At 69.5% G+C, this 21,922-nt stretch carries 20 protein-coding genes; 12 read left to right on the top strand and 8 right to left on the bottom strand.

Going from position 1 to position 21,922, the window contains the following annotated elements; translation table 11 throughout:
• Positions 1–112 precede the first annotated feature (112 nt).
• Positions 113–1,039, top strand: a complete 927-nt coding sequence (locus tag NO900_RS02840; protein WP_256407693.1) for a spondin domain-containing protein — start codon at positions 113–115, stop codon at positions 1,037–1,039.
• Between the two features lie 3 nt (positions 1,040–1,042).
• On the top strand, positions 1,043–2,566 hold the full coding sequence (locus NO900_RS02835; RefSeq protein ID WP_256407692.1) for a molybdopterin-dependent oxidoreductase: 1,524 nt from the start codon (positions 1,043–1,045) through the stop codon (positions 2,564–2,566).
• 198 nt (positions 2,567–2,764) lie between these two features.
• On the opposite strand, the gene NO900_RS02830 is transcribed toward NO900_RS02835, so the two are convergent.
• Positions 2,765–3,988 carry an RNA-guided endonuclease InsQ/TnpB family protein gene (locus NO900_RS02830; RefSeq protein ID WP_256407691.1) on the bottom strand — a complete coding sequence of 408 codons (1,224 nt, stop codon included), beginning with the start codon at positions 3,986–3,988 and terminating at the stop codon, positions 2,765–2,767.
• Positions 3,989–4,114: 126 nt separating this feature from the next.
• On the opposite strand from NO900_RS02830, the gene NO900_RS17520 reads away from it, so the two are divergent.
• Together NO900_RS17520 and NO900_RS02815 are read left to right on the top strand one after the other, a co-directional pair.
• Positions 4,115–4,387 (top strand): ArsR/SmtB family transcription factor, encoded by a 273-nt coding sequence (locus NO900_RS17520; protein ID WP_321169209.1) that lies wholly within the window; start codon positions 4,115–4,117, stop codon positions 4,385–4,387.
• Entirely contained in the window at positions 4,384–4,683 is a 300-nt protein-coding gene (locus NO900_RS02815; RefSeq protein WP_256407689.1) for a DUF8036 family membrane protein, read from the top strand. Before NO900_RS17520 ends, NO900_RS02815 begins: the two co-directional genes overlap by 4 nt.
• A gap of 40 nt (positions 4,684–4,723) precedes the next feature.
• Here NO900_RS02815 and recJ read toward each other — a convergent pair whose 3' ends face one another.
• On the bottom strand, positions 4,724–6,145 hold the full coding sequence (gene recJ, locus NO900_RS02810; RefSeq protein WP_256407688.1) for a RecJ family nuclease: 1,422 nt from the start codon (positions 6,143–6,145) through the stop codon (positions 4,724–4,726).
• 157 nt (positions 6,146–6,302) lie between these two features.
• On the opposite strand from recJ, the gene NO900_RS02805 reads away from it, so the two are divergent.
• The 3 genes from NO900_RS02805 to NO900_RS02795 all read left to right on the top strand — a co-directional run bounded on the left by NO900_RS02805 (position 6,303) and on the right by NO900_RS02795 (position 11,007).
• Positions 6,303–7,595 carry an O-acetylhomoserine aminocarboxypropyltransferase/cysteine synthase family protein gene (locus NO900_RS02805; RefSeq protein ID WP_256407687.1) on the top strand — a complete coding sequence of 431 codons (1,293 nt, stop codon included), beginning with the start codon at positions 6,303–6,305 and terminating at the stop codon, positions 7,593–7,595.
• A 1-nt stretch (position 7,596) separates the two neighbouring features.
• A complete protein-coding gene (metX, locus tag NO900_RS02800; protein WP_256407686.1) occupies positions 7,597–8,880 on the top strand; it encodes a homoserine O-acetyltransferase MetX in 1,284 nt (427 codons plus the stop codon).
• Between the two features lie 474 nt (positions 8,881–9,354).
• Complete coding sequence (locus tag NO900_RS02795; protein WP_256407685.1) at positions 9,355–11,007, top strand: long-chain fatty acid--CoA ligase; 1,653 nt, start codon at positions 9,355–9,357, stop codon at positions 11,005–11,007.
• Between the two features lie 27 nt (positions 11,008–11,034).
• On the opposite strand, the gene NO900_RS02790 is transcribed toward NO900_RS02795, so the two are convergent.
• Entirely contained in the window at positions 11,035–11,481 is a 447-nt protein-coding gene (locus NO900_RS02790; RefSeq protein ID WP_256407684.1) for a DUF5807 family protein, read from the bottom strand.
• Between the two features lie 311 nt (positions 11,482–11,792).
• Between NO900_RS02790 and NO900_RS02785 the strand changes: the two genes are divergently transcribed.
• Positions 11,793–14,231, top strand: coding sequence for a DEAD/DEAH box helicase (locus NO900_RS02785; protein ID WP_256407683.1), 2,439 nt, complete (start codon positions 11,793–11,795; stop codon positions 14,229–14,231).
• A 34-nt stretch (positions 14,232–14,265) separates the two neighbouring features.
• Here the strand turns inward: NO900_RS02785 and NO900_RS02780 are convergent, their stop codons facing one another.
• Complete coding sequence (locus NO900_RS02780) at positions 14,266–15,354, bottom strand: molybdopterin-dependent oxidoreductase (RefSeq protein ID WP_256407682.1); 1,089 nt, start codon at positions 15,352–15,354, stop codon at positions 14,266–14,268.
• Between the two features lie 60 nt (positions 15,355–15,414).
• The gene (locus NO900_RS02775) at positions 15,415–16,242 is read right to left on the bottom strand and encodes an MBL fold metallo-hydrolase (protein ID WP_256407681.1); all 828 of its coding nucleotides are present in this window, start codon (positions 16,240–16,242) and stop codon (positions 15,415–15,417) included.
• Between the two features lie 215 nt (positions 16,243–16,457).
• Here NO900_RS02775 and NO900_RS02770 point away from each other — a divergent pair, with 215 nt between their 5' ends.
• Both NO900_RS02770 and NO900_RS02765 read left to right on the top strand, forming a co-directional pair.
• Complete coding sequence (locus NO900_RS02770) at positions 16,458–17,690, top strand: RNA-guided endonuclease InsQ/TnpB family protein (RefSeq protein ID WP_256407680.1); 1,233 nt, start codon at positions 16,458–16,460, stop codon at positions 17,688–17,690.
• Between the two features lie 42 nt (positions 17,691–17,732).
• A complete protein-coding gene (locus NO900_RS02765) occupies positions 17,733–18,761 on the top strand; it encodes a succinylglutamate desuccinylase/aspartoacylase family protein (protein ID WP_256407679.1) in 1,029 nt (342 codons plus the stop codon).
• Positions 18,762–18,797: 36 nt separating this feature from the next.
• Here NO900_RS02765 and NO900_RS02760 read toward each other — a convergent pair whose 3' ends face one another.
• The 3 genes from NO900_RS02760 to NO900_RS02750 form a co-directional block, all read right to left on the bottom strand.
• The gene (locus NO900_RS02760) at positions 18,798–19,295 is read right to left on the bottom strand and encodes a Tfx family DNA-binding protein (RefSeq protein WP_256407678.1); all 498 of its coding nucleotides are present in this window, start codon (positions 19,293–19,295) and stop codon (positions 18,798–18,800) included.
• A gap of 136 nt (positions 19,296–19,431) precedes the next feature.
• Positions 19,432–19,911, bottom strand: coding sequence for a TRAM domain-containing protein (locus NO900_RS02755; RefSeq protein WP_256407677.1), 480 nt, complete (start codon positions 19,909–19,911; stop codon positions 19,432–19,434).
• 131 nt (positions 19,912–20,042) lie between these two features.
• Complete coding sequence (locus tag NO900_RS02750) at positions 20,043–20,390, bottom strand: hypothetical protein (RefSeq protein WP_256407676.1); 348 nt, start codon at positions 20,388–20,390, stop codon at positions 20,043–20,045.
• 97 nt (positions 20,391–20,487) lie between these two features.
• Between NO900_RS02750 and NO900_RS02745 the strand changes: the two genes are divergently transcribed.
• Positions 20,488–20,715, top strand: a complete 228-nt coding sequence (locus tag NO900_RS02745) for a hypothetical protein (RefSeq protein WP_256407675.1) — start codon at positions 20,488–20,490, stop codon at positions 20,713–20,715.
• The gene (locus NO900_RS02740; protein WP_256407674.1) at positions 20,712–21,554 is read left to right on the top strand and encodes a beta-keto acid cleavage family enzyme; all 843 of its coding nucleotides are present in this window, start codon (positions 20,712–20,714) and stop codon (positions 21,552–21,554) included. The genes NO900_RS02745 and NO900_RS02740 overlap by 4 nt, the downstream gene beginning before the upstream one ends.
• Positions 21,555–21,922 lie beyond the last annotated feature (368 nt).

Here is a 21,922-nt window from a genome sequence, read left to right as displayed (position 1 = left end):
ACGACAGCGGCCGGACTCCGGAGGAAGTTTGAACGGATCTCGCCCCGACTCCGCACCGATGTTGTCCGATAGTTGAAAAATCTATATCCACGTCATCGCCCTCGTCGGGGACATGACGGACCGAGACACGCGGCGACGGTTCCTGGCGACGAGCGGCGGACTGGCGACGCTGGCGCTCGCCGGCTGCCTCGGCGGGGGCGGGGGCGACGGCGACGACACCGGTAACGGCGGGATGAACGGCGACGGGGAGATGAACGGCGGCGGAGACGACACGGACGGCGGCGGGATGGACGGCGACGGGACGGACGGCGACGGGACGGACGAGGAGAGCGACGGGATGACGGAATCCGCCACGGTCCGCGTTCGGATCGAGAACGTCGCGCCCGCGGACTTCTATCCCGCCGACGCGTCGACCGACGGCGCCGTCTGGGTCACGCCGGGCGCGTACGCCGTGCACGCGGGCGAGAACCCGATATACGAGCTCGGCGAGCCGGCGTCGATCGGGCTCGAAGCGCTGGCCGAGGCCGGACCGCCGACGGGGTTCGAGGGGGAGGACGGGCTCGTCGACGAGCTCGAGGCGTCGACGGGCGTCCGCGATTCGGGGGCGTACGTCCCCGCGGACACGGTCGCGGACCCGAACGACCCGACGGGAGAGGTCCCGGGCGCTCCGCCGATCGCGCCCGGCGGCGCCTTCGAGTTCGAGGCCGCGGTCGCGCCCGGTCAGCGCCTCTCGTTCGCCTCGATGTTCGTCCCGTCGAACGACGTCTTCGTGTCGACGGGCGAGGCGGGGGTCGCGCTCTGGCCCCCGGACGGCGAGCCGGTCGACGGCGACGTCACCGACGCGGTGGCGCTGTTCGACGCGGGGACCGAGCCGAACGCGGAACCGCCCGGCTTCGGTCCCGACCAGGCGCCCGCGCAGGACGATCCCGCACAGGGCGCGGACGAGGGGGGTACCGTGCGGCGGCTGAGCGACGTCGACGACGGCCACGACTACCCGGCCGCCGAGGACGTGGTTCAAGTGACTGTAACCCCGAGATAACCTATGAGAGACGTTACCGAGCAACGGAACTCGCTGCTCGCGGCGGCGGCCGGGACGGCCGCGGTCGCCGGCTCGTACCTCGTCACGGGCTGGACGCCGTCCTTCGTCGTCCGCCCCGTCGACCAGGCCATCGTCAACCTGACGCCCGGGCCGATCGTGACCTTCATGATCGAGACCGTCGGTGACGCGGGTCACCTGATCCACATCGCCATGGCGTTCGCCGTCGTGATCGGGCTGTTCGGTGCGGTCGCGTTCGCCGGCCTCAGGCTTTCCGCGCGCACCGATCGGTCGCTGGCCGGCGCCGCGGCGACGGGCCTCGTCTCGTGGCTGCTCGCCGCCGCTCTGGCCGGAGGCCCGACGCAGGCGGTGGGCGCGGCGATCCCCGCGGCGGCGGTCGTCGCGGTCGGCGGGCTCCCCCCGCAGGCACCCGATCCGGCGTCCGGAGGCGACTCCCCCGTCGCGGAGCCGGCGGCGGGCGCCGTGGACGCGGTGCGGCGACGGACGCTCGGCGCCGTCGCGGGGGCGCTCGGGTTCGCCGCGGCGACGGTCGTCGGCCGGCGGTCGCTCGGGAGCGACGACGGGACGCTCGCCGACGCCCCGCGGTCCGAGGGCGCGGCCGAGCGGCTTCGGGAGCTCGAATCGGCCTCGCTGGCGGTCGAGAGCGACGAGCTCCTCGGGATGGCGAGCCCGATCGGCGAGTTCTACAACGTCGACATCGCGGAGTTCGACCCGGAGGTCGCCGCGACCGAGTGGTCGCTGACGTTCACCGGCGAGACCGGTGCCGAACGGACGGTCACGTTCGACGAGCTGATCGACCGCCCGGTCGAGCACCGCGCGGTGACGCTCCGGTGCGTCGGCGAGGACCTGAACGGGCGGAAGCTGGACAACGCCGTCTGGACGGGGACCCCGATCCGCCCGCTGCTCGAGTCCGTCGACCCGCAGGGGGACTGCGACTGCGCGATGCTGCGCGGCGAGGACGGCTACTACGTCCAGTTCCCGGTCGACGTGCTCGCCGAGGGGTTCCTCGCGTGGGGGATGAACGGGAAGGAGCTCCCGACGGGCCACGGCCACCCGGTCCGGGTCCTGATCCCGGGCCACTGGGGCGAGACGAACGTGAAGTGGCTCTCGGAGATCGAGCTGCTGAACGTCGAGGAAGACGGCTACTGGGAGGAGCGCGGCTGGGAGGGGACCGGCGAGGTGAAGACGGTCGCCAAGCTCTGGGACGAGGGGATCACGGAGCTCGACGACGGCCGGATCGAACTCGCCGGCCACGCGTACGCCGGAACGCGCGGGATCGAGCGGGTCGAGGTCTCGACCGACGGCGGCGGCTCGTGGAGCGACGCCGCCCTCTCCGACCCCCTCCCGGACGCCGACGTCTGGCGGCAGTGGCGCCACGTCTTCGACCCCGACGGGACGCACGAGGTCGTCGTCCGCGCGGTCGACGGCGAGGGGAACCGCCAGATCCGAGAGCGCTCCGACCCGTCGCCGACCGGGTCGTCAGGCTGGGTCCGCCGAACGGTCGGCTGACGCGTCGACCGCCGCGGGACTGCTCCCGGAGCGTCGTCCCGCGACGCTCACCGAACCACCGTCCCGCAACGCTCACCGGACCACCGTCCGGGTCGAAACGACTTTCATCACGTACCGGACACACCAGTACGTCAGATAGAGAAGGCCCTATCACCTACACCCGGCGTAAACGCCGGGGTTTGTCAGTGAACTCCCGGTCTACCCGCGTGATACGGTGGGCGTGAAATCGCCGCTCCCATTCACTGTTCCTGACTTCAGGGCAAGGTGATTGGTTGCCCCTCCGGAACCAGACTTACGCCGATTCCGGAGATACCGCGCTGCTATGTTTCGCGCTGCGTTGTAGTCGCTGTGTAGCTCTTTGCCGCACTTCTGACACACAAACTCATCGCCGTCGCGGTTATCCTCATGTGTGAACCCACACTCGGAATGACTACACTGCTGGCTTGTGTAGGCTGGATTCACCACTTCAACAGTGATTCCTTCAGCCTTCGCCTTGTAGGTTATCTTCCGCGATAGCTCTCGAAACGCCCACTGCTGGAACTTTGAGAGATCCGACATCCGCTCTCGGATATTCTCTAAGTCTTCCAGTACAATCGTCTCACACCCGTTGGCGACAGCCTCAGTAACTACCTCTTTCGACACATGGTGTAGATAGTTCTCGCTCCAATTGGCGAAGCGATCACCAATCGACTGGATTGTGAGATGGGCTGATCGCGTTCCGGTCTGTTGTAGGTTGCCGCGTCGGCGTTCGTATTCGCGGCGTTTGTGGTTCAATAGGTCTGCGTTACCGATGAACGCACCAGAGCTGGTCACAGCGAGATACCCGTCCACGTTGCGATCTACGCCAAGGACTGTTCGGCCCTCGGCTTCTTCCTGCGTGTCGTCACGTTCCTGCTTGACTGAGACGTGGAGGTAGTAGGTATCTGTCTGCTGGTCGTATCGAAGCTTCGCCCCCTGTTTGCCCCATTCGTCTGATTCCATGTACTCAGCCTGAATGGAATCGTCTGGATAGACGTATTCGGCTTTCACACGACCACTGCCGTAGGCGGCAAGCGTACAATACCCATCAAAATAGCTGATTGCACTGGTATTGTAAACGGTCGTGTTCGACGTGAACACCGGCTTGGAAACTTTCTCACCCTCTTTCATGCGCTCAACGACGCCACGAAGTGCATCGGCAGCATGGTTGACCGCAGCAACACAGAGGTCAGAGTGCAATCCGGTTTCATTTCGGATGTCGTCGTAGAGGTATGGTTGAAGCTGGGAGCGAGAGGTAATCACGTACCCGTCGTTGTTGCCCTCCCATCCTCGATCAGCGAACCGCTGGGCGGCGTTCCTGAAGGTATCCATTGTTTCCTTCAGGTCGTCCCGGCGGTCGTTGGGAACGGAGAGTTTCACGACAGCGGTACGTTGAAGCTCCATCTATACATCACATGTGGTGCTATGTATTTATATGAATTGGGAAGTTGATTAGCATAGTGTTTTGCGGTTGGGTGTTGCTCACGGCGCGATTCCCGCCCGCCCTGAACGGCAGGACTCCCTCGCTGTATTAGGTGGTACCTGTTCGTCGCGAGCCGCGGTGGCGCCAACAGGGTCCGGATCGTCCGGGAACTCCGCGCCCGCCCCCGGAACGCGAACGAACTCGCCGAGGAACTGGACGTCGACTACAACACGATCACACACCACCTCGAGATGCTGCAAGACCACGACGTCGTCGAGCCGAGCGACCACGACTACGGGAAGCTCTACTTCCTCACCGACCGCTTCGAGCGCCACGCGGACGCGTTCGAGGAGATCACGTCGGAGGTGGACGCCGGATGAACCCCGCGACGCCGACCGGGGTCGCCGTCCTGATCGCGGGCGTCAACAGCGCGATGCTGGCGGTGTTGGCCGCGGTGTGGCTCGACAACTACCGCGAGTTCGGGTCGACGCTCCTCCTGGGGCTGTTGGGGTTCAGCGCGGTCCTGCTGGTCGAGAACCTGGTCTCGGTGGCCTTCTTCCTCAGCAACATGCGGACGCTGTACGCGATGGACCCGCTGGTCGGTCGGGTCGTGCTCGGAATGAGCGTGCTCGAACTGCTCGCCGTCTCGCTGCTGACCTACGCGACGCTGCGGTGACCGGAGCGGTCCGACCCTCCGGGGCGGCGGCCGGACCGACTCACGCGAGCTGTTCGCCGACCAGCCGGTCCGCCTCGGCGAGGAACGCGTCGCGCTCGCCGATCGGGATCGTCGCGCCCGCGGCCACGTCGTGGCCGCCGCCGTCGCCGCCGACGGCCCGACTCGCCTCGCGCATCACCGCCGAGAGGTCGAGCCCGCGTCGCACGAGGGCGTGTGACCCCCGCGAGGACACCTTCAGCTCCGCGGCGCTCTCCTCCGCGAACGCGATCACCGGCTTCGAGCGGTCGAGGGCCGGCGACCCGATCGCCATCCCGGCGACGATGCCGACGATCGTCTCGCGGATGCGCGAGCCGGCGTCGAACCACTGGAGGTGCTCCTCGTCGGTGACGCCCTCGTTTTTTACCCACTGGAGCCCCTCGGAGAGGTTCCGTCGGTGGGTCCGGAGCAGGCGCCGCGCCTCGGCGAGCGCGTCGCCGCGGTCGCCGAGACACACCGCGAGCCCCACGTCGGCCCGCTCGTACCGGGCGGTGGCGTTGAGGAGGGTGGAGAACTCGCTGACGTCCCGCAGCTCGGTCCCGGGCTCCTCGTCGACGAGGGTGTAGGAGGTCCCGACGAGCGCTTCGATCCGGTCGGCGGGGACGCCGGAGGCGACGGCGCGGCGCATCAGCGCCGACGCGAGCACCTGGCGCTCCTCGCCGTCGAGGTCGACCCAGCGCCGCCACTCCCCGTCGCGCTTCACGTCGACGTCGAGGTCGGTCAGAAACGAGATCGCCCCCGCCTCGTCGTTCGAGATCCCCGGGATCGTCACGTCGGAGGCGTACTCCAGCAGCTTCGGGAGCGGGCGGGTCTGTCTCCCGTACAGGTCCAGGTCGGTGCGCGTCTCGACGACGCCGGCGTCCACGCCGTCGGCGACGACCGCCTCGTTGGCGCCGGCGAGCCCGCCGTCGGAGTCCTGCATGTCGCCGACGGCGCCGACGACCGCCAGTCCGGCCAGGTCGCGGTTGTCGCCGTCCGGCCCCTCCAGCGCCCGGGCGAGCACGTAGCTGGCGCCCGCGCCCGACAGCTCGCTCGCGCCGTCGAGCCCCTCCAGCAGGGGGTTGAGGTGGAACTCCGTGTCGCGGTCGGCCGGTTGGTGGTGGTCCGCGATGACGGGGACGAAGTCGCCGCGGGCCTCGTGCTCGGCGATGACGTCGAGCTGGCCGGAGCCGAAGTCGGTGAACAGCACCACGTCGAACTCGCGGGCGGCGATCCCCGCGACCGACTCGGCGTCGAGCTGCTTCTCGAAGACGACCTCGTGGTCGATCCCCGCCCGCCCGAGGGCCGTCGAGGCGATCGCGCCGCTGGTGAGCCCGTCGGCGTCGATGTGGGACGCGAGCAGCACGCGGTCCGCGGCGCGGAGCCGGTCGGCGCAGGCGCTCGCGCGTCCGGCGAGCTCCGGCACGGGTGGGTCGGCGACTGCCATTACCCCTCGTTGGCTCGCGATCGGGGATAAACTCACGCTTCGCCGGGTCGGTGGGAGACGGCCGGACTCGCGTCGCTCCCGCCGCGCCGACACAGGCGGAGGCATCACTTGCCGTAACTGATGGTTATAGATATCTTGAGATATATGCACTAGACACATGACACGTGGGTTCAACACCCGGAGTCTCCACGCCGGCGCCGAGGCCGACCCGGCGACCGGGTCGCGCGCGACCCCGATCCACCAGACGACCTCGTTCGTCTTCGACGACGCGGACACGGCGGCGGAGATGTACGCGCTCCGGGCGGAGGGCCACATCTACTCCCGGCTCTCCAACCCGACCGTGGGCGCCCTCGAAGACCGGCTCGCGGACCTCTCCGGCGGTTCGGACGCGGTCGCGACCGGCTCGGGGATGGCCGCCTTCGACGCGATAACGACCGTGCTCGCGAGCGCGGGCGACAACGTCGTCGCCAGCGCCGAGATGTACGGCGGTACGGCCGCGTACCTCACGAGCATCGCGGACCGCCGCGGGGTCGAGGCCCGCCTCGTCGACACGCTCGACTACGAGGCGTACGCGGACGCGATCGACGAGGACACCGCGTTCGTCCACGTGGAGACGATCGCGAACCCCTCGCTGGTCACGCCCGACTTCGAGCGGCTCGCCGAGATCGCCCACGAGCACGCCGTCCCGCTCGTCGTCGACAACACGTTCGCGACGCCGTACCTCTGTCGGCCGTTCGAGCACGGCGCCGACATCACCTGGGAGTCGACGACGAAGTGGATCACGGGCAACGGGACGACCGTCGGCGGCGTCGTCGTCGACGGCGGGCGGTTCCCGTGGGACCACCCCGACGCCGACTACGACGAGCTCGACGGCGAGTCGCCCGCCTTCCCCATCGACTTCGTCGAGCGGTTCGGCGACGCGGCGTTCGCGAACGTCGCCCGCCAGCGCGGGGTGCGCCCGACCGGCGGCCAGCAGTCCCCCTTCGACGCGTGGCAGACGATCCAGGGGCTCAACACCCTCCCGCTCCGGATGGAGCGCCACTGCGAGAACGCCCGGACCGTCGCCGAGTTCCTCCGCGACGACGACCGGGTCGACTGGGTGGCGTACCCCGGCTTCGAGGACCACCAGAGCCACGGCAACGCCGCCGAGTACCTCGACGGCTTCGGGGGGATGGTCACGTTCGGCGTCGACGGCGGCTACGAGGCCGCCAAGACGTTCTGCGAGTCGGTCGACCTGACGAGCTTCCTCGCGAACATCGGCGACGCGAAGACGCTCGTCATCCACCCGGCCTCGACCACCCACGCGCAGATGGACGAGACCCAGCAGCGGCTCGCCGGCGTCCACCCGGAGATGCTCCGGCTCTCCGTCGGGATCGAGGACGCCGACGACGTGATCGCCGACCTCGACCGCGGGCTGGCGGCGGGCGAGCGCGCCGCCGGAGGAGAGTGAGATGAGCACGACGCCCTCGGAGGCGGGGACCGTCTCGCTCGGCGAGTTCGTCTTCGAGTGCGGCCAGTCGGTCCCCGACCTGGAGGTCGCCTACGAGACGCACGGCGAGTTCGACGGCGACAACGTCGTGCTCGTCTGCCACGCGCTCACCGGGAGCCAGAACGTCGCGCGCTCGCCCTCGCCCGAACGGGACGCCGGACAGGCCGGGCAGGCCCGCGCCTGGTGGGACGACATCGTCGGCCCGGGGAAGGCGATCGACACGACGGAGTACTTCGTCGTCTGCGCGAACGTCCCCGGCTCCTGTTACGGCACGACCGGCCCGGCGAGCGAGCGCCCCGCCGACCTCGACCTCCCCGACGAGCCCGACCACGACCGGTGGGGGACCGCCTTCCCGCCGGTGCAGGTTGAGGACTGGGCGCGCGCCCAGCGGCGCCTGCTCGACCAGCTCGGCGTGGGGCGGCTGCGCGCCGTCGTCGGCGGCAGCGTCGGCGGCATGAACGTCTTGGAGTGGGCGAAGCGCTACCCGGACGACGTCGACCGGATCGTCCCCATCGCGACCGCCGGACGGCTCGACGCCCAGTGCCTCGCGCTCGACGCGGTCGCCCGCCGCGCGATCCGCGCGGACCCCCACTGGAACGGCGGGCACTACTACGGTGAGGACCGCCCCGCGCCCCGCGAGGGGCTCGCCCTGGCCCGCCAGATCGGCCACATCATGTACCTCTCGAAGGCGTCGATGGAGCGCAAGTTCGGCCGGCGCTCCGCGGGCCGCGACTCGCTGACGCGCGAGGAGGGCGACCTCGGGCTGCCGCCGGAGCCGACGGCGGCCTTCTTCCCGTACCGGGAGGTGGAGTCGTACCTCGACTACCAGGCCGAGGGGTTCAGCGAGCGCTTCGACGCGAACAGTTACCTCTACCTCACGCGCGCGATGGACGAGTACGACCTCTCCGCGGGCCACGGCACCGACGCCGACGCGCTCGCCGCCTTCGAGGGCGAGGCGCTCCTGCTGAGCTTCACCGCCGACTGGCACTTCACCGTCGAGCAGTCGGCGTCGCTCGCGACCGCCTTCCGCGAGCGCGACGTCCCCGTCGCCCACCACGTGATCGACTCCGACCACGGCCACGACGCGTTCCTCGTCGAGCCCGAACACGTCGGCCCGCCGCTCCGCGACTTCCTCGCCGAGGGGGTCGAGGGGCGGGCCGTCTCCGACGACGGCGGCGCGGGCGAGGAGTCCGCGCGGCCCGAGTCGGACCACGCGCCGGTGCACGCGAGCCTCTTCCGTGGATAGCGGACTCTTTTAATTACTATCGTGCGGTCGGCGCGCGCCTCCGAGCGCCCACAGGGCGCGAGGAGCGCCGCGCGAGGGAGTCGGGCGGCCGGAGCAACGCGGAGGCCGCCCGACGAGGCTGGGGAGGTGTGAGGTTGCGGTGCTGTGCGGGCGGGTGGGACTCGAAGGGGCAGCCGCGAGGACGGTGCAGGGGACGCAAGCACCGCAACGAGGGAGCGAACGAAGTGAGCGACAGAGTGAGGAGCGCAGCGAGCGTGCACCGTCCTCGCGGCTGGGGATTTGGGAGCGTTCGCCCATGGTCTCACAGCAGATACGCCGAAGCGAGCGGCTGGGGATTTGGGAGCGTTCACCCACGATCTATCAATAACCGGTTATAAACGAGCGCCCGAGCTCCGGACGCGTTCCTCACGCCGCCGATCCCTCACTATCAATCATGCGAATGTTCATAGTTCTCGAATCCGTGGTGTGTGAGGTATGCCAGGTGGACACGCGCAGACGCTCCGACCGTTCCTGTGGCGCGCCGAACGACTGTACCCCGACACCGAGATCGTCTCCCGGACGCACGAGGGACGGACGCGACACACCTACGCCGAGTACGCCGATCGCACGGCGCGGCTCGCGAACGCCCTGGACGAGCACGGGATCGAGCGGGGCGACCGGGTCGCGACGTTCTGCTGGAACCACACCCGGCACTTCGAGACGTACTTCGGCGTCCCGAGCAGCGGCGCGCAGCTCCACACGATCAACCCGCTCCTGCCGGACGAGCACGTCCGGTACATCGTCGACGACGCGGACGACGAGATCGTCTTCGTCGACCCGTCGCTCGCGGGGAAACTCGCGGGCGCGGCCGAGGGCGCCGAGGAGTTCGCCGACGTGGACTTCGTCGTCATGGGCTCGACCGAGATCGACGCGCTCGACGCCACGCCGTACGAGGAGTTCGTCGCGGACCAGCCGACCGAGTACGACTGGCCCGACCTCGACGGGGACCGGCCCGCCGGCCTCTGTTACACCTCGGGGACGACGGGGAAGCCGAAGGGCGTCGAGTACACGCAGTCGATGCTGTGGAGCCACACGATGGCCTCGCAGACGCCGCAGGGGATCCCGATGGAGGACTCCGACGTGGTGATGCCGGTCGTCCCCATGTTCCACGTCAACGCGTGGGGGATGCCGTTCACCGCGACCGCGGCGGGCGCGAAGCACGTCTACCCCGGCCCGTCGCCGGACCCGGCCGACCTCGCGGCGCTGATCGAGGAGGAGGGCGTGACGGTCTCGGCGGGCGTCCCGACGGTGTGGCTCGGCCTCCGCGAGTACATCGAGGGGGGCAACGAGGTCGACCTCTCGACGCTCGACACCGTGATCGTCGGCGGCGCGGCCGCCCCGCGGTCGCTGATCGAGTGGTACGACGACCGGGGCGTCGAGCTGCTCCACGCGTGGGGGATGACGGAGCTGTCGCCGATCGGCACCGTCTCGCACCTCACGAGCGACCTGCGCGACGCCGACTACGAGACGCGGGTCGACAAGCGGTCGAAGCAGGGGCTCGTCGTCCCCGGCCTTGAGTTCGAGGTCATCGACGAGGACGGCGAGGCGGTCCCCTGGAACGGCGAGGAGTTCGGCGAGCTGCGGATCCGCGGCCCGTGGGTCACGAAGGAGTACTTCGCGCGCCCCGAGGCCAGCGAGGCGGAGTTCGTCGACGGCTGGCTGAAGACCGGCGACGTGGTCACCGTCGACGAGGACGGCTACCTCGAGCTCGTCGACCGGACGAAGGACGTGATCAAGTCGGGCGGCGAGTGGATCTCCAGCGTCGAGTTAGAGAACGCGATCATGGCGTACGACGGCGTGAGCGAGGCGACCGTCGTCGGCGTCCCCCACGAGCGCTGGCAGGAGCGGCCGGTCGCGTTCGTCGTCGCGGCGGACGGCGTCGACCGCGAGGCCTTAGTCGAGGAGATCGAGGCCGGCCTCCGCGAGGAGTACCCGAAGTGGTGGGTGCCGGACGCGGTGGAGTTCATCGACGAGGTCCCGAAGACCGCCACCGGGAAGTTCTCGAAGAAGGACCTCCGGGAGCGGTACGCCGACCGGTCGCTCGTCGAGGGGTCGGTGCCGGAGGAGGACGCGCCCGAGGGGAAGTAAGGCCGGCTCCGCCGCGTTTTCCACGCTTCAATCGTCGCGGTCGCCGACGATCCACTTGTGCGAGTAGCTCTCGCCGCACGCGCAGCGGGCGTACGCGTGGACCACGTCGCCCTCGGCGTAGAGCCCGCCGACCTCCTCGTTCTGCGCCTCCGCGAACGCGAAGACGAAGCTGACGGCGTGGCCGTCGGGGTCCCCGCCCGCGTCGTCCGCGAACGGACACTCCCCGCCGTCGAGCGAGCGGGCGATCTCGCCTTCGGCGCCCATCGCCGTCTTCGCGAACTCCATCGCGCCCATCCCCGTGCCGGCCTCGAACGCCGACCGGCCGGTCTCGCCGTCGAGGATCAGCCGGACGCCGCCGTCCGTCTCGGTCCCGACGTTCCGGAGCCGGGAGTCGTCGTCGAGGTACGCGTCGTTCAGGTAGAAGACGACGTCGTCGAGCCGCTCGCCGGCGAGGAACGCGTCGAGTTTGCTCATACCGGTCGGACGCGCGTGAACCCTAAAAGGCGTGCGAGTCGCGGTCGGATCCCCCGGATCCCGGTGCTCGCGACCCCCGACCGGCGCCGAACCGATGACAGATCGTGTGGAATCGGAGAAACTGTTAAGACGTACCACGGAGATCCGTCCCCTGATGAGCGCGCAGACACCATCCGGAGACCGGCTCGCGGAGTGGGCGGAGCTGGTCGACGAGGACGTGCCCGAGGAGCACCGAGAGGAGCGTTCCGCCGAGCGATAACTTTCACCCCGCTTCGCGAAGGCTTTAGGCCGACGGCGGCGAAGCCCCGCCGATGGCGACAGAGGCCGCCGGCATCGACAGACCCCTGCTCGTCGACGACTTCCTCCAGGAGCGCCGCTACCAGCTCCAGCTCGCGGAGTCCGCGGCCCGCGACCACACCCTCGTCTGCCTCCCGACCGGCCTCGGCAAGACCACGGTCAGCCTGCTCGTCACCGCCGAGCGCCTCCGCGAGGTCGGCGGGAGGGCGCTCTTTTTAGCCCCCACCAAACCCCTCGTCCAGCAGCACGCCGACTTCTACCGCGAGGCGCTGCAGATTCCGGACGACGAGATCGTCGTCTTCACCGGCGACGTGAAGCCGGACGACCGCGCGGCGCTCTGGGACGACGCCCGGATCGTGATCGCGACCCCGCAGGTCGTCGAGAACGACCTCGTCGGCAACCGGATCTCGCTGCGCGACGTGACCCACCTCACCTTCGACGAGTGCCACCGCGCGACCGGCGACTACGCGTACGTCTACATCGCCGAGCGCTACCACGCCGACGCGGCCGACCCGCTCGTCACCGGGATGTCGGCCTCGCCCGGCGGCGACACCGAGGAGATCGAGACGGTCTGCGAGAACCTCGGGCTCTCGAACGTGGAGGTGATGACCGAGGAGGACGCCGACGTCGACGAGTACACCCACGACACCGACGTCCAGTGGGAGCAGGTGACGCTCCCCGACGAGGTCCTGGAGATCCGCGACGCGCTCAACGAGGTGATCACCGACCGGTTGGAGAAGCTCAAGTCGCTCGGCGTGACGAACACGACGAACCCCGACCTCTCGCAGAAGGACCTGAACAAGATGCGGGGGAAGCTGAAGAAAATGATGGACAACGACCAGTCGGACGGGTACAAGGGAATGTCCACCCACGCCGAGGTGATGAAGCTCCGGCGCGCGACCGAGCTGGTCGAGACGCAGTCGGTCGAGTCCGTCCGGCGGTACTTCGAGCGCCAGCGCGAGGCCGCCCGCTCGTCGGGCGCCTCGAAGGCGAGCCAGCGCATGGTCGCCGACCCCAAGGTGCGCGAGGCGATGCGGAAGGCGGAGTCGTTCGACGGGCTCCACCCGAAGTTCTCGAAGGCGCGGATCCTCCTCGCCGAGACCCTCGGCATCAACGAGGGCGAGCGAGCCATCCTCTTCACCGAGTCCCGCGACACCGCCGAGGCGCTCGTGGAGTTCCTCTCCGCCAGCTTCGACGTCCGAAAGTTCGTCGGCCAGGGCGACAAGGAGGGCTCCGACGGGATGAGCCAGACGGAGCAGCAGGAGACGCTCGACGAGTTCAAGGCGGGCGAGTTCGAGGTGCTCGTCTCCACCTCCGTCGCGGAGGAGGGGCTCGACGTCCCCGAGGTCGACCTCGTCTGCTTCTACGAGCCGGTCCCGACCGCGATCCGCTCGATCCAGCGCAAGGGCCGGACCGGTCGGCAGGCCGAGGGGAAGGTGGTCGTCCTCATGGCCGAGGACACCCGCGACGAGGCGTTCTTCTGGATCTCGCGGCGCCGCGAGAAGGAGATGGCCAGCCAGCTCGCCGAGCTGAAGGAGGCCACCGACGACATCGAGGAGACGGTCGGCGACGACGGGCAGGCCGGCCTCGACGCGTTCAGTGGGGGATCCGGGACCGAGGGCGACGCGAACGTCGACGCCGGCCCGGCTGAGAACGCCGACAGCGACGACGATGGCGACGACGCCGCCGGCGGCGACGACGCCGGCCTCACCAACTTCGCCGAGGAAGCGCGGGCCGGCGAGGAGAGCGCCGACGAGGAAACGGAAGCCGACGACGGCGTCGTCGCCACTGCCGGCGTCGACGAGGGCGTCGAGGTCGTCGTCGACCAGCGCGAGCTCGACTCCTCCATCGCGAAGGACCTCTCGACGCGCGACGGGCTCGTCACCCGGCTTGAGACGCTCGCGGTCGGCGACTACGTGCTCTCCGACCGCGTCGCCGTCGAGCGCAAGTCGGCGGCCGACTTCGTCGACTCGATGCTCGACGCCGACCGGTCGATGTTCGAGCAGGTCGGCGAGCTCTCGCGGGCGTACGCCCGCCCGGTGATGGTCGTCGAGGGGACGAACCTCTACGGCCAGCGCGACATCGACCCCAACGCGATCCGGGGCGCGCTCGCGTCGCTCGCGGTCGACTTCGACGTGAGCGTGCTCCGCACCGAGGGCGAGGACGACACCACCGAACTGCTCGCGACGATCGCCAAGCGGGAGCAGGAGACGCGCGACCGCGAGGTGAGCGTCCACGGCGAGAAGACGACGAAGACCCGCGCGGAACAGCAGGAGTACGTCGTCTCCGCCATCGCCGATATCGGCCCCGTCACGGCCCGGACCCTGCTGGAGCACTTCGGCACCGTCGAGGCCGTGATGACCGCGCCCGAGGACGACCTCCTGGAGGTCGAGGGCGTGGGGCCGGTGACCGCGGAGCGCATCCGCGAGGTCGTCGGCAACGAGTACGAGTAGTCGGGCGCTCCGGGGCCGTGAACGCGACTGCCGCTCAGTCGAACCCGCTCACCAGCGTCACCACCCACTGCCCGAGGTCGTACTCCGACCGGACCTCGACGCGCGTCACCCACTTCACCCACTGGAATCCCCGCCGGTCGGGCGCGACGAGCCGCGCCGGCGCGCCGTGGCCGTGGCTCAGGCGCTCGCCGCCGACGTGCGTCGCGAGCAGCGCCTCCTCGGCCTCCTCGATCGGGAGACTCCAGCGGTAGCCCGTGACCGACGTGAACCGGACGTAGGCCGCGTCGTCATCGATTTCACCGGCCCCGTCCAGCAGGTCGCCGACGCGGATCCCGCCCCACTCCTGGACCGTGTACCAGCCGCTCGTACAGTCGAGCAGCGCCTCGGTCTCGTGGCCCGCCGCCAGCTCGTCGGCGTCGAGTTCGACCGGGTCGCTCACGAGCCCGTCGACCGTCAGCCGGTACGCGTCTCGGTCGATCGGGTCCGGGTCGTCGGCGACCCACGAGGTGATCGGAAACGCCCCGTTCCCGTCGCCCTCGCGGGGCTGAGAGCCGGTGAATCGCCGGTCCGCGCCGGCGGTGTCGAGCAGGTCGTTGAGCCCCTGCTGGAGCCGGTACGTCGCGCCGCCGGCCGCCAGCAGCGCGAAGTAGCGGACCGCGGTCCGACGGCGCTCGAAGTCGACCCGGCGCGGGAGCCGGAACCGGGTCGTCGCGTGCGCGGCCACGAGCGGGAGCAGGAGCAGTCCGAAGCCGACGTGGACCGAGAGGAGCGTCCAGTAGGAGAGCCGCACGTCGAGCCCGAACACCCAGACGATTCCGGTCGAGAGCGCGCCGAGCGCGGCGACGAGCGTCAGGACCGACAGGGCCGTCGACCGCCGCCACAGGGTCGGGTCGGTGAGACGGCGCCGGACGCGCGCGAGCTTCCACGCGAGCAGGGCGACGATCGAGAGCCCGAGCGCGCGGTGGAGCCAGAAGATCGGCCACCCCTCCGGGACGCCGACGGTGAACGAGACGAGCCCGGTGCCGACCTCGGCGGTCACGAACGCGAACAGCGACCAGTCGACCGCGCGGGGCGGGGGCTCCAGGCGGTCGAGCGCGGTCCGGAGCCGGTCCGTCGCAGCCATCTACGCGTGGTACGTGCTACCGAGACAAAAGGCTACAGCTCGCGGGGGCCGCCGCCCTCGCTACAGCTCGTACGTCTCGCCGTCGACCGCGAGCGGCTCCGCGAACGCCTCGTCCGGCGGGTAGTAGTGCGCGACGTGGACGAGCCGGGTCCGGGCGGCGCCCAGCTCGTCGGCGAGCGCGAGCGCCCCCTCCCGGGTCATGTGCTTCGTCCCGAAGGTGCGGGGGACGCCGTCGGGCCCCTCGTGGCGCCCGCCGATCGGGTGGTGCCCGCAGAGCGCCGCGGGGACGATGGCGTCGGCCAGCAGGAGGTCGGCGCCGGCGAGCGCCTCGCGGGAGCGCTCGGGCACGTCGTAGCTCGTGTCGCCCGTGAGCGCGAGCGTCCCGCCGGTCTCCGGGTCCTCGACGACGACGCCGTAACAGAGGAGGGGCGGGTGGTCGACGGGGACGAACCGGACCTCGAAGCCGCACGTCTCGAACGGCTCGAACGGCTCGCGGGCGTGCACCCCGATCCGGTCCTCCAGGTAGTCGTACTTGTCGCGGATCGTCTCGGCGACGCTCTCGTCGGTGGCGGGGTCGGTCTCGTTCGGTGCGTGGACCGGGAGCCCGTCGACCAGCCGGTAGACGTTGCCGAGGCCGTCGAGGTGGTCGAAGTGGATGTGCGTCACGAGCCCGGCGTCGGGCAGCGACACGTCGTTATCGAGGAACTGGCTCCGGAAGTCGGGGCTGAAGTCGACGAGCAGCGACTCGCCGGTGCGCTCGTTGGCGACGTGGACGGAGAACCGCGAGCGCGACACCCCGCGCTCGCGCGCCGCGGCGCAGGTGTCGCAGTCGCAGCCGACCGTCGGCGTCCCGGTCGTGTCGCCGGTGCCGAGGAGCGTGACCCGCATCTCGCTTCCGTCTCGACGACCCACCGACTTAGCGTCCGCGGTCGACCCGGCGGAGGGGGCGACTGCGATCGACCCGGCGGAGCAGCGCCGGCGTCACCTCCCGCCTCGATTTATCGGGAAACAAGGCGAATACCCTGAGGCTTGACCTCGAGGATGAGGCCGACAACTCGTGATACAAACCATTAAGTCGACATATCAATACTCAGGAGACAGCGATGGAATACAGTCACCGCTACCACGCCTACCCGACAGAAGAAGTAGCGGAAGGACTGCAACGCCATCTCAACGTTCATCGCCAACTCTACAATCACGTCCGATGGGACTACACGAACAGTCCCGAAGACGACAAACCGAGTGAGTACGACCAAAACAACAAACTCCCTGAGTGGAAGCGCAAATGGTCTGTGTTCGCGGAATTGCACTCGAAGGCCGCGCAAGCTACAGTCGCACGTTTCCACCGTAATCTCTCGAACCTTCGCAAAAAGAAAGAGAAGGGTTACAACGTTGGTCGGCTCAAACGGCAATCACCAACCGACTACCGGAGCGTGACGTACAATCAGTCCGGCTTCGACCTCGATGAAAAGAGGGGCCGCGAAAGGTATGCTTACGTCCGCTTCAGTAAAATCGGGTGGGTGAAAATCCGTTACCACCGCCCGATTCCCGATAACGCCACCGTCAAGGAGGTCACGTTCAAGAAGGAGACGACTGGCGAGTGGTTCGTCTCTTTTGGTCTCGAAACCAACGAGGCCGACCTGCCTGAGAAATCGGATGTGGAATCTCTTGGCGCGGCCAACAGTGTGGGTATCGACCTGGGCATCCTCAATTACATCCACACATCAGACGGGACGACTGTGGACTGGCTTGACCTCGAAGACAAGTATGAGCGTCTTCGCCGCGAACAACGCAAGTTGTCTCGCAGGGAGAAAGGGTCAAACAACTACGAGAAACAACGCTATGAAGTGGCAAAAATCAAGCGCCATATTCGTCGGAAGGTACTTGACTACCAGCACAAACTCACGATGTGGCTCGTCCGTGAGTACGACGCTGTGTTCGTTGAGGACTTGGACGTAAAGGGAATGCTTGAGAAGTCGCACAACGCCCGGAACAAGCAGGATGCGGCGTGGCGGCAGTTCATTACACTGCTTGAATACAAGGCTGAGTTGTACGGTACTCACGTCGTTCAAGTCGAAGCCCGAGGAACAACAAAAGAGTGCGCTCGGTGTGGTGTGGAAACATCGAAACCTATCTGGGTTCGGGAACACTCCTGTCCGTCGTGTGGTTTCGAGTGTGACCGTGATGCGAACGCAGCGATGAACGTCCTGCAACGCGGATTTTCTGAGTTAGGGCTGGGATGGCCCGAAGATACGCCTGTGGAGACTGCGCTCCCTACGGACATCCATTCGGTGTCTGCAAAGCGCGTCGTGGAAACAGGAAGCCTCCGGGCTTGACCCCGAGGCAATTCATAAGCGCGTCAGGGCCGACCCTCCGGTATGCACGACGCCAGCGAACTCGTCCTCGCGCGGCTCCCCTCGGGCGTCCCGGTCCGGACGACCGTCCACGTCTACGGCGAGGGGCGCCTCACGGCGGGGCCGGACGGCCCCGAGCTCGATATCCCGGCCGACGGCGGCCCCGTGGTCTACGCGCAGGCCGCCCAACACGGCCGCGAGGTGAACGGGACCGCGGTCCTCCGGCGGCTCCATGAGCGGCTGACCGGCGGGGACCCGACGACCGCGGACGCGAACGACCTCGACGGCACCCTCGTGACCGTCCCCGTCGCCGACCCGCTCACGTTCGACCGGGTCTCGTACACGACGCCGGAGTCGCTCGACGCGACCCGGTCGAACATGAACCGCTGCTGGCCCGGCGACGACGAGGGGACGCTCCACGAGCGCATGGCGGCCCGGCTCTGGGCGTTCGCGGGCGCGGCGGACGCGATCGTCGACCTCCACACCGGGTCGCTGGCGATGCTCACCCACGCCGTCTACATGCGCGGCGACGAGGCGTGCCGGTCGCTCGCGGAGGCGTTCGGGACCGACCTCCTGCTCGCGGAGGCCGCGGGCGACGAGGCGGACGCCGAGTGGAGCGAGCGCGGCTTCGCGGGCAAGCTCCGCGTCGTCGCCACCAGAGAGGGGATCCCGACGGTCACGCCGGAGCTCGCGCACAGCCGCGAGGTCGTCCCCGAGGCCGTCGAGGTCGGACTAAAAGGGGCCCTCGGTGTCCTCCGTCGGGAGGGGCTGCTCCCCGGCGAGCCCGAGCCGTGGGACGGCACCGTCGCGCGGAACCACCTCGGGCGCGTGAACGCCGCCGAGTCGGGGCTGTTCACGCCGGCGCGCGACCTCGACGTCGGCGACGACGTGGTCGAGGGGGAGCGGCTCGGCGTCGTTCACGACCCGGCGACGTTCGAGCCGCTGCAGACCGCGACGGCCGACCGCGACGGGGTCGTCTACTCGGTCGCCCGCGAGGCGACGGTCACCGCGGGCGCGACGCTCGTCGGCGTCGCGGAGCGGCTGGCGGAGTAGGAGCCGGATCGCGGGGCGTCGACCGGCCGGCGCGGCTCAGGGCTGTCGCACGCGGATCTGCCCGTTCGCGTCGACCGTGACGAACAGGCGGCTGCGCACCTCGCGGCCGTGGACCGCGTCGCCGGCGCGGTCGCCGATCGTCTTCATCAGGTCCGGCGCGGTCTGGTTCACCTTCACGCCCGCCTCGTCGCAGGCGTCGTAGACGCGCTTCGGGGCGTCGTACAGGTCCGTGCCGGCCTCGATCTCCACGCGGACCGGCGCGGCGAGCGCCTCCGCGAACGCGACCGTCTCCCGGGCCCGCTCGACGTTGTCGCGGGCGCTCGCCTCGACGCTGGAGACGTTCGCGCGCGACGTGCCGAGCCGCTCGGCGATGTCGGACTGCCGGAGCCCCCGCTCGCGCAGCGCGAGCACCTCCGCCTGTCGGTCGGTGAGGACGCTCTCGTCGGCGTCGAACCCGGCCCGTTCCAGCAGCGCGGCGGCGTCGACGTCCCCGACGTCGTCGACCGCGTCGGACGGACCGTCGTCTGCGACCATACTCCCGACGAGGGGACGCTCGGTCAAAAAACGGCGGTTTCGGCGACCCGGGCCGAAGGGTTCGGTCGGCCGGCCCGAAACCGGTCGATCGGCGGCGTCCGGACTGTCCGTGGGGCGGGGCCACCCCGGGACGCGCTCACTTGCCCCAGAAGTTCTCGCGGCTGCCGAGCCGTTCGCGGTCCGGGCGGTCGCGGCGTCGGTCGCCCTCGTCGTCCGCCTCGGCGTCGTCGCCCTCGGCGCCCGCTTCGGCGTCGTCCTCGTCGCCCTCCTCGTCCGGGTCCTCGGGGAGGCGCTCGACGACGTCCTGTGCGGTCGCGTGGCTCGACTTCACGCGGTGGATCCGCACCTCCGCGCGCGCCGGCGGGAGGAGCCCGTCGACGAGGACGATGAAGCCGTCGTCGGTGCGGCCGACGCCCGCGCCGCTCTCGTGGATGTCGTCGACCTCGACGACGACCTCCTCGCCGGGCTGGACCGGCTGCTGTTTCAGCTCGTAGATGGGCATGTCGTAGTGGTTACACCACTCCGCGCCGCCCTTGTTGCCGTAGTGTTGACACCCCATCCCCTCGATTCGTTCGTCGAAACTGGGGCAGTCGTCGGCGAGTGGACAGTCCGCCATACCGTAGGAGAGACCGGCCGCCGTTGTAAACGTTTTCGACTGGCGGGGGTGGAAAATCCGGTGTCTCGGCGCCTCATCCGGCTGAACGGCGGCCGTTCCGTTACGCCGTCACCGCTCGGGAGCGGACCGGCTCACAGGAACTCGCGGACCTCCGAGTACCACATGTCGTGGTGGTCGACCGCGCCGACCGCGTCGGCCACGTCGACCGCGATCGCGTGCCAGCAGCGCTCGGAGGGGTCCTCGGCGTCGAGGTTGTACGTCGCGTCCGCGCAGGTGCACTCGCCCTCCTCGACGACGTACTCGTCGTCGTGGCCGACGACGACGGTGAAATCGCGGTAGCGCTTCACGCGGCCCTCCCCGACCGCCTCGATCGCGCGCTGCCCGCGGTCGCCGTGCTCGTCGACGATCGCGGCGGCGATCGGGCCGGTGAGCTCCCCGGCCTCCGCGATCGCCGCCCGCCAGTCGTCGACCGGCTCCATGCGGCCACGTTCTCGGGCGTTCGGTTAAACAGCGTCGGTCAGATCGGGAGCGTCCCTCGACGCGTGGTTTCAAGCCGCCGGCCCGCCTCTCCTCGCCATGGCCGAGACGTGTCCGCACCTGGCGTACCGCGAGAAGGGCGACGGGAGGTCGTTCGACACCGCCCGCGCGTTCTGCACCGTGACGGAGTCGTTCGTCCAGCCGATGCGCGCCGACGTCTGTAACGCGCGGTACGGGCTCGACCCCGCGACGGACTGCGAGTTCTACGTCGAGCCGGAACCGACCGAAGGCGAGGGCGAGGGCGAGACCCCCGACGCCGACCGATGACCTACTCCGACTACCTCGACGGGAAGCCCGCGATCGTCACCGCGGCGCTCACCGGCGGCGTCCACGGCAAGGAGGCGCACCCGGGCCTCCCGGAGACCCCCGAGGAGATCGCGTCGGCCGCGGCCGCCTGCGAGGAGGCCGGCGCCAGCGTGCTCCATCTCCACGCGCGCCGCGAGAACGGGGAGCGCGCCTTCTCGGCCGAGCGGTTTCAGGCGGTCACTGACGCGGTCCGAGAAGCCACCGACGACGCCGTCCTCCAACACTCGACCGGCGGGACCGCGGCCCCGGACGACCTCCGACACGAGCCGCTCCGGACCGACCCCCCGCCCGAGATGGCGTCGCTCGACATGGGGCCGCTCAACCGCTACGACCGGCTCACCTCGGAGAACACGCGCGAACTCGTCTCGTCGCTCCACGACGAGATGAGAGACCGGGGGATCAAGCCCGAGCTGGAGGTGTTCAACGACGGCCACCTCAACGAGTCGCTGGCGATCCTCGACGAGCTCGACGAGCCGCCGTACCTCAACTTCCTGTTCGGCGGCGGGACCACGTCGCCGCCGCACCCCCGGAACCTGATCAACCGCGTCGAAGCGCTGCCTGCGGGCGTGGAGTTCAACGTGATCGGGTTCGGGCCCCACCAGCTCCCGATGACGACCCAGTCGCTGCTGCTCGGCGGGCACGTCCGCGTCGGCTTAGAGGACAACCGGTACTACGAGAAGGGCGAGCTGGCGACGAACGAGGAACTGGTGGCGCGCGCGGCGCGGCTCGCCGAGGAGCTGGGGCGGCCCGTGGCGACGCCCGAGCAGACGCGGGAGCTGTTGGGACTGCGGGGGCGATAACGGGAGTGCGCGTCGGGACCTTCGACAGCGAGATGATACTTAAACGGAGCGAGCGACGGCGACGACTGTTTATAAACGATCAACGCGGGGCGGTGGCGTGCGCCTCCGGGTGGCCGCCGAAGGCGGCCGCGAGGCGCACGCGCGAGGGACGCCGCGAGCGACGTGGGCGACCGAAGGGAGTCCCGAGCGAGCGGCGAGGCTGGGGAGGTGTGAGGCGCGGTTGCGGTGCTGTAAGGGGTCGGACTCAAAGGGGCAGCCGCGAGGCGGGGGCAGGCGACGTAAGCACCGCAGGGCGGGAGCGAGTGAAACGAGCGACCGACCGAGGAGCGCAGCGAGCGTGCGCCCGCCTCGCAGCTGGGGCTTTGGAG

The organism is Halorubrum rutilum (genome assembly GCF_024494565.1).
This window is presented reverse-complemented; position numbering and strand designations above follow the sequence as displayed.

Excerpts from the sequence above, each read along its gene's own strand:
- NO900_RS02805 (WP_256407687.1), top strand. The coding sequence starts at position 6,303 with ATGACACGTGGGTTCAACACCCGGAGTCTCCACGCCGGCGCCGAGGCC.
- NO900_RS02830 (WP_256407691.1), bottom strand. The coding sequence starts at position 3,988 with ATGGAGCTTCAACGTACCGCTGTCGTGAAACTCTCCGTTCCCAACGAC.
- metX (WP_256407686.1), top strand. The coding sequence starts at position 7,597 with ATGAGCACGACGCCCTCGGAGGCGGGGACCGTCTCGCTCGGCGAGTTC.
- NO900_RS02755 (WP_256407677.1), bottom strand. The coding sequence starts at position 19,911 with ATGGCGGACTGTCCACTCGCCGACGACTGCCCCAGTTTCGACGAACGA.
- NO900_RS02840 (WP_256407693.1), top strand. The coding sequence starts at position 113 with ATGACGGACCGAGACACGCGGCGACGGTTCCTGGCGACGAGCGGCGGA.
- NO900_RS02780 (WP_256407682.1), bottom strand. The coding sequence starts at position 15,354 with ATGGCTGCGACGGACCGGCTCCGGACCGCGCTCGACCGCCTGGAGCCC.
- NO900_RS02775 (WP_256407681.1), bottom strand. The coding sequence starts at position 16,242 with ATGCGGGTCACGCTCCTCGGCACCGGCGACACGACCGGGACGCCGACG.
- NO900_RS02795 (WP_256407685.1), top strand. The coding sequence starts at position 9,355 with ATGCCAGGTGGACACGCGCAGACGCTCCGACCGTTCCTGTGGCGCGCC.
- NO900_RS02740 (WP_256407674.1), top strand. The coding sequence starts at position 20,712 with ATGACCTACTCCGACTACCTCGACGGGAAGCCCGCGATCGTCACCGCG.
- NO900_RS02760 (WP_256407678.1), bottom strand. The coding sequence starts at position 19,295 with ATGGTCGCAGACGACGGTCCGTCCGACGCGGTCGACGACGTCGGGGAC.
- NO900_RS02835 (WP_256407692.1), top strand. The coding sequence starts at position 1,043 with ATGAGAGACGTTACCGAGCAACGGAACTCGCTGCTCGCGGCGGCGGCC.
- NO900_RS02790 (WP_256407684.1), bottom strand. The coding sequence starts at position 11,481 with ATGAGCAAACTCGACGCGTTCCTCGCCGGCGAGCGGCTCGACGACGTC.
- NO900_RS02785 (WP_256407683.1), top strand. The coding sequence starts at position 11,793 with ATGGCGACAGAGGCCGCCGGCATCGACAGACCCCTGCTCGTCGACGAC.
- NO900_RS02770 (WP_256407680.1), top strand. The coding sequence starts at position 16,458 with ATGGAATACAGTCACCGCTACCACGCCTACCCGACAGAAGAAGTAGCG.
- NO900_RS02815 (WP_256407689.1), top strand. The coding sequence starts at position 4,384 with ATGAACCCCGCGACGCCGACCGGGGTCGCCGTCCTGATCGCGGGCGTC.
- NO900_RS02750 (WP_256407676.1), bottom strand. The coding sequence starts at position 20,390 with ATGGAGCCGGTCGACGACTGGCGGGCGGCGATCGCGGAGGCCGGGGAG.
- NO900_RS02745 (WP_256407675.1), top strand. The coding sequence starts at position 20,488 with ATGGCCGAGACGTGTCCGCACCTGGCGTACCGCGAGAAGGGCGACGGG.
- NO900_RS02765 (WP_256407679.1), top strand. The coding sequence starts at position 17,733 with ATGCACGACGCCAGCGAACTCGTCCTCGCGCGGCTCCCCTCGGGCGTC.
- recJ (WP_256407688.1), bottom strand. The coding sequence starts at position 6,145 with ATGGCAGTCGCCGACCCACCCGTGCCGGAGCTCGCCGGACGCGCGAGC.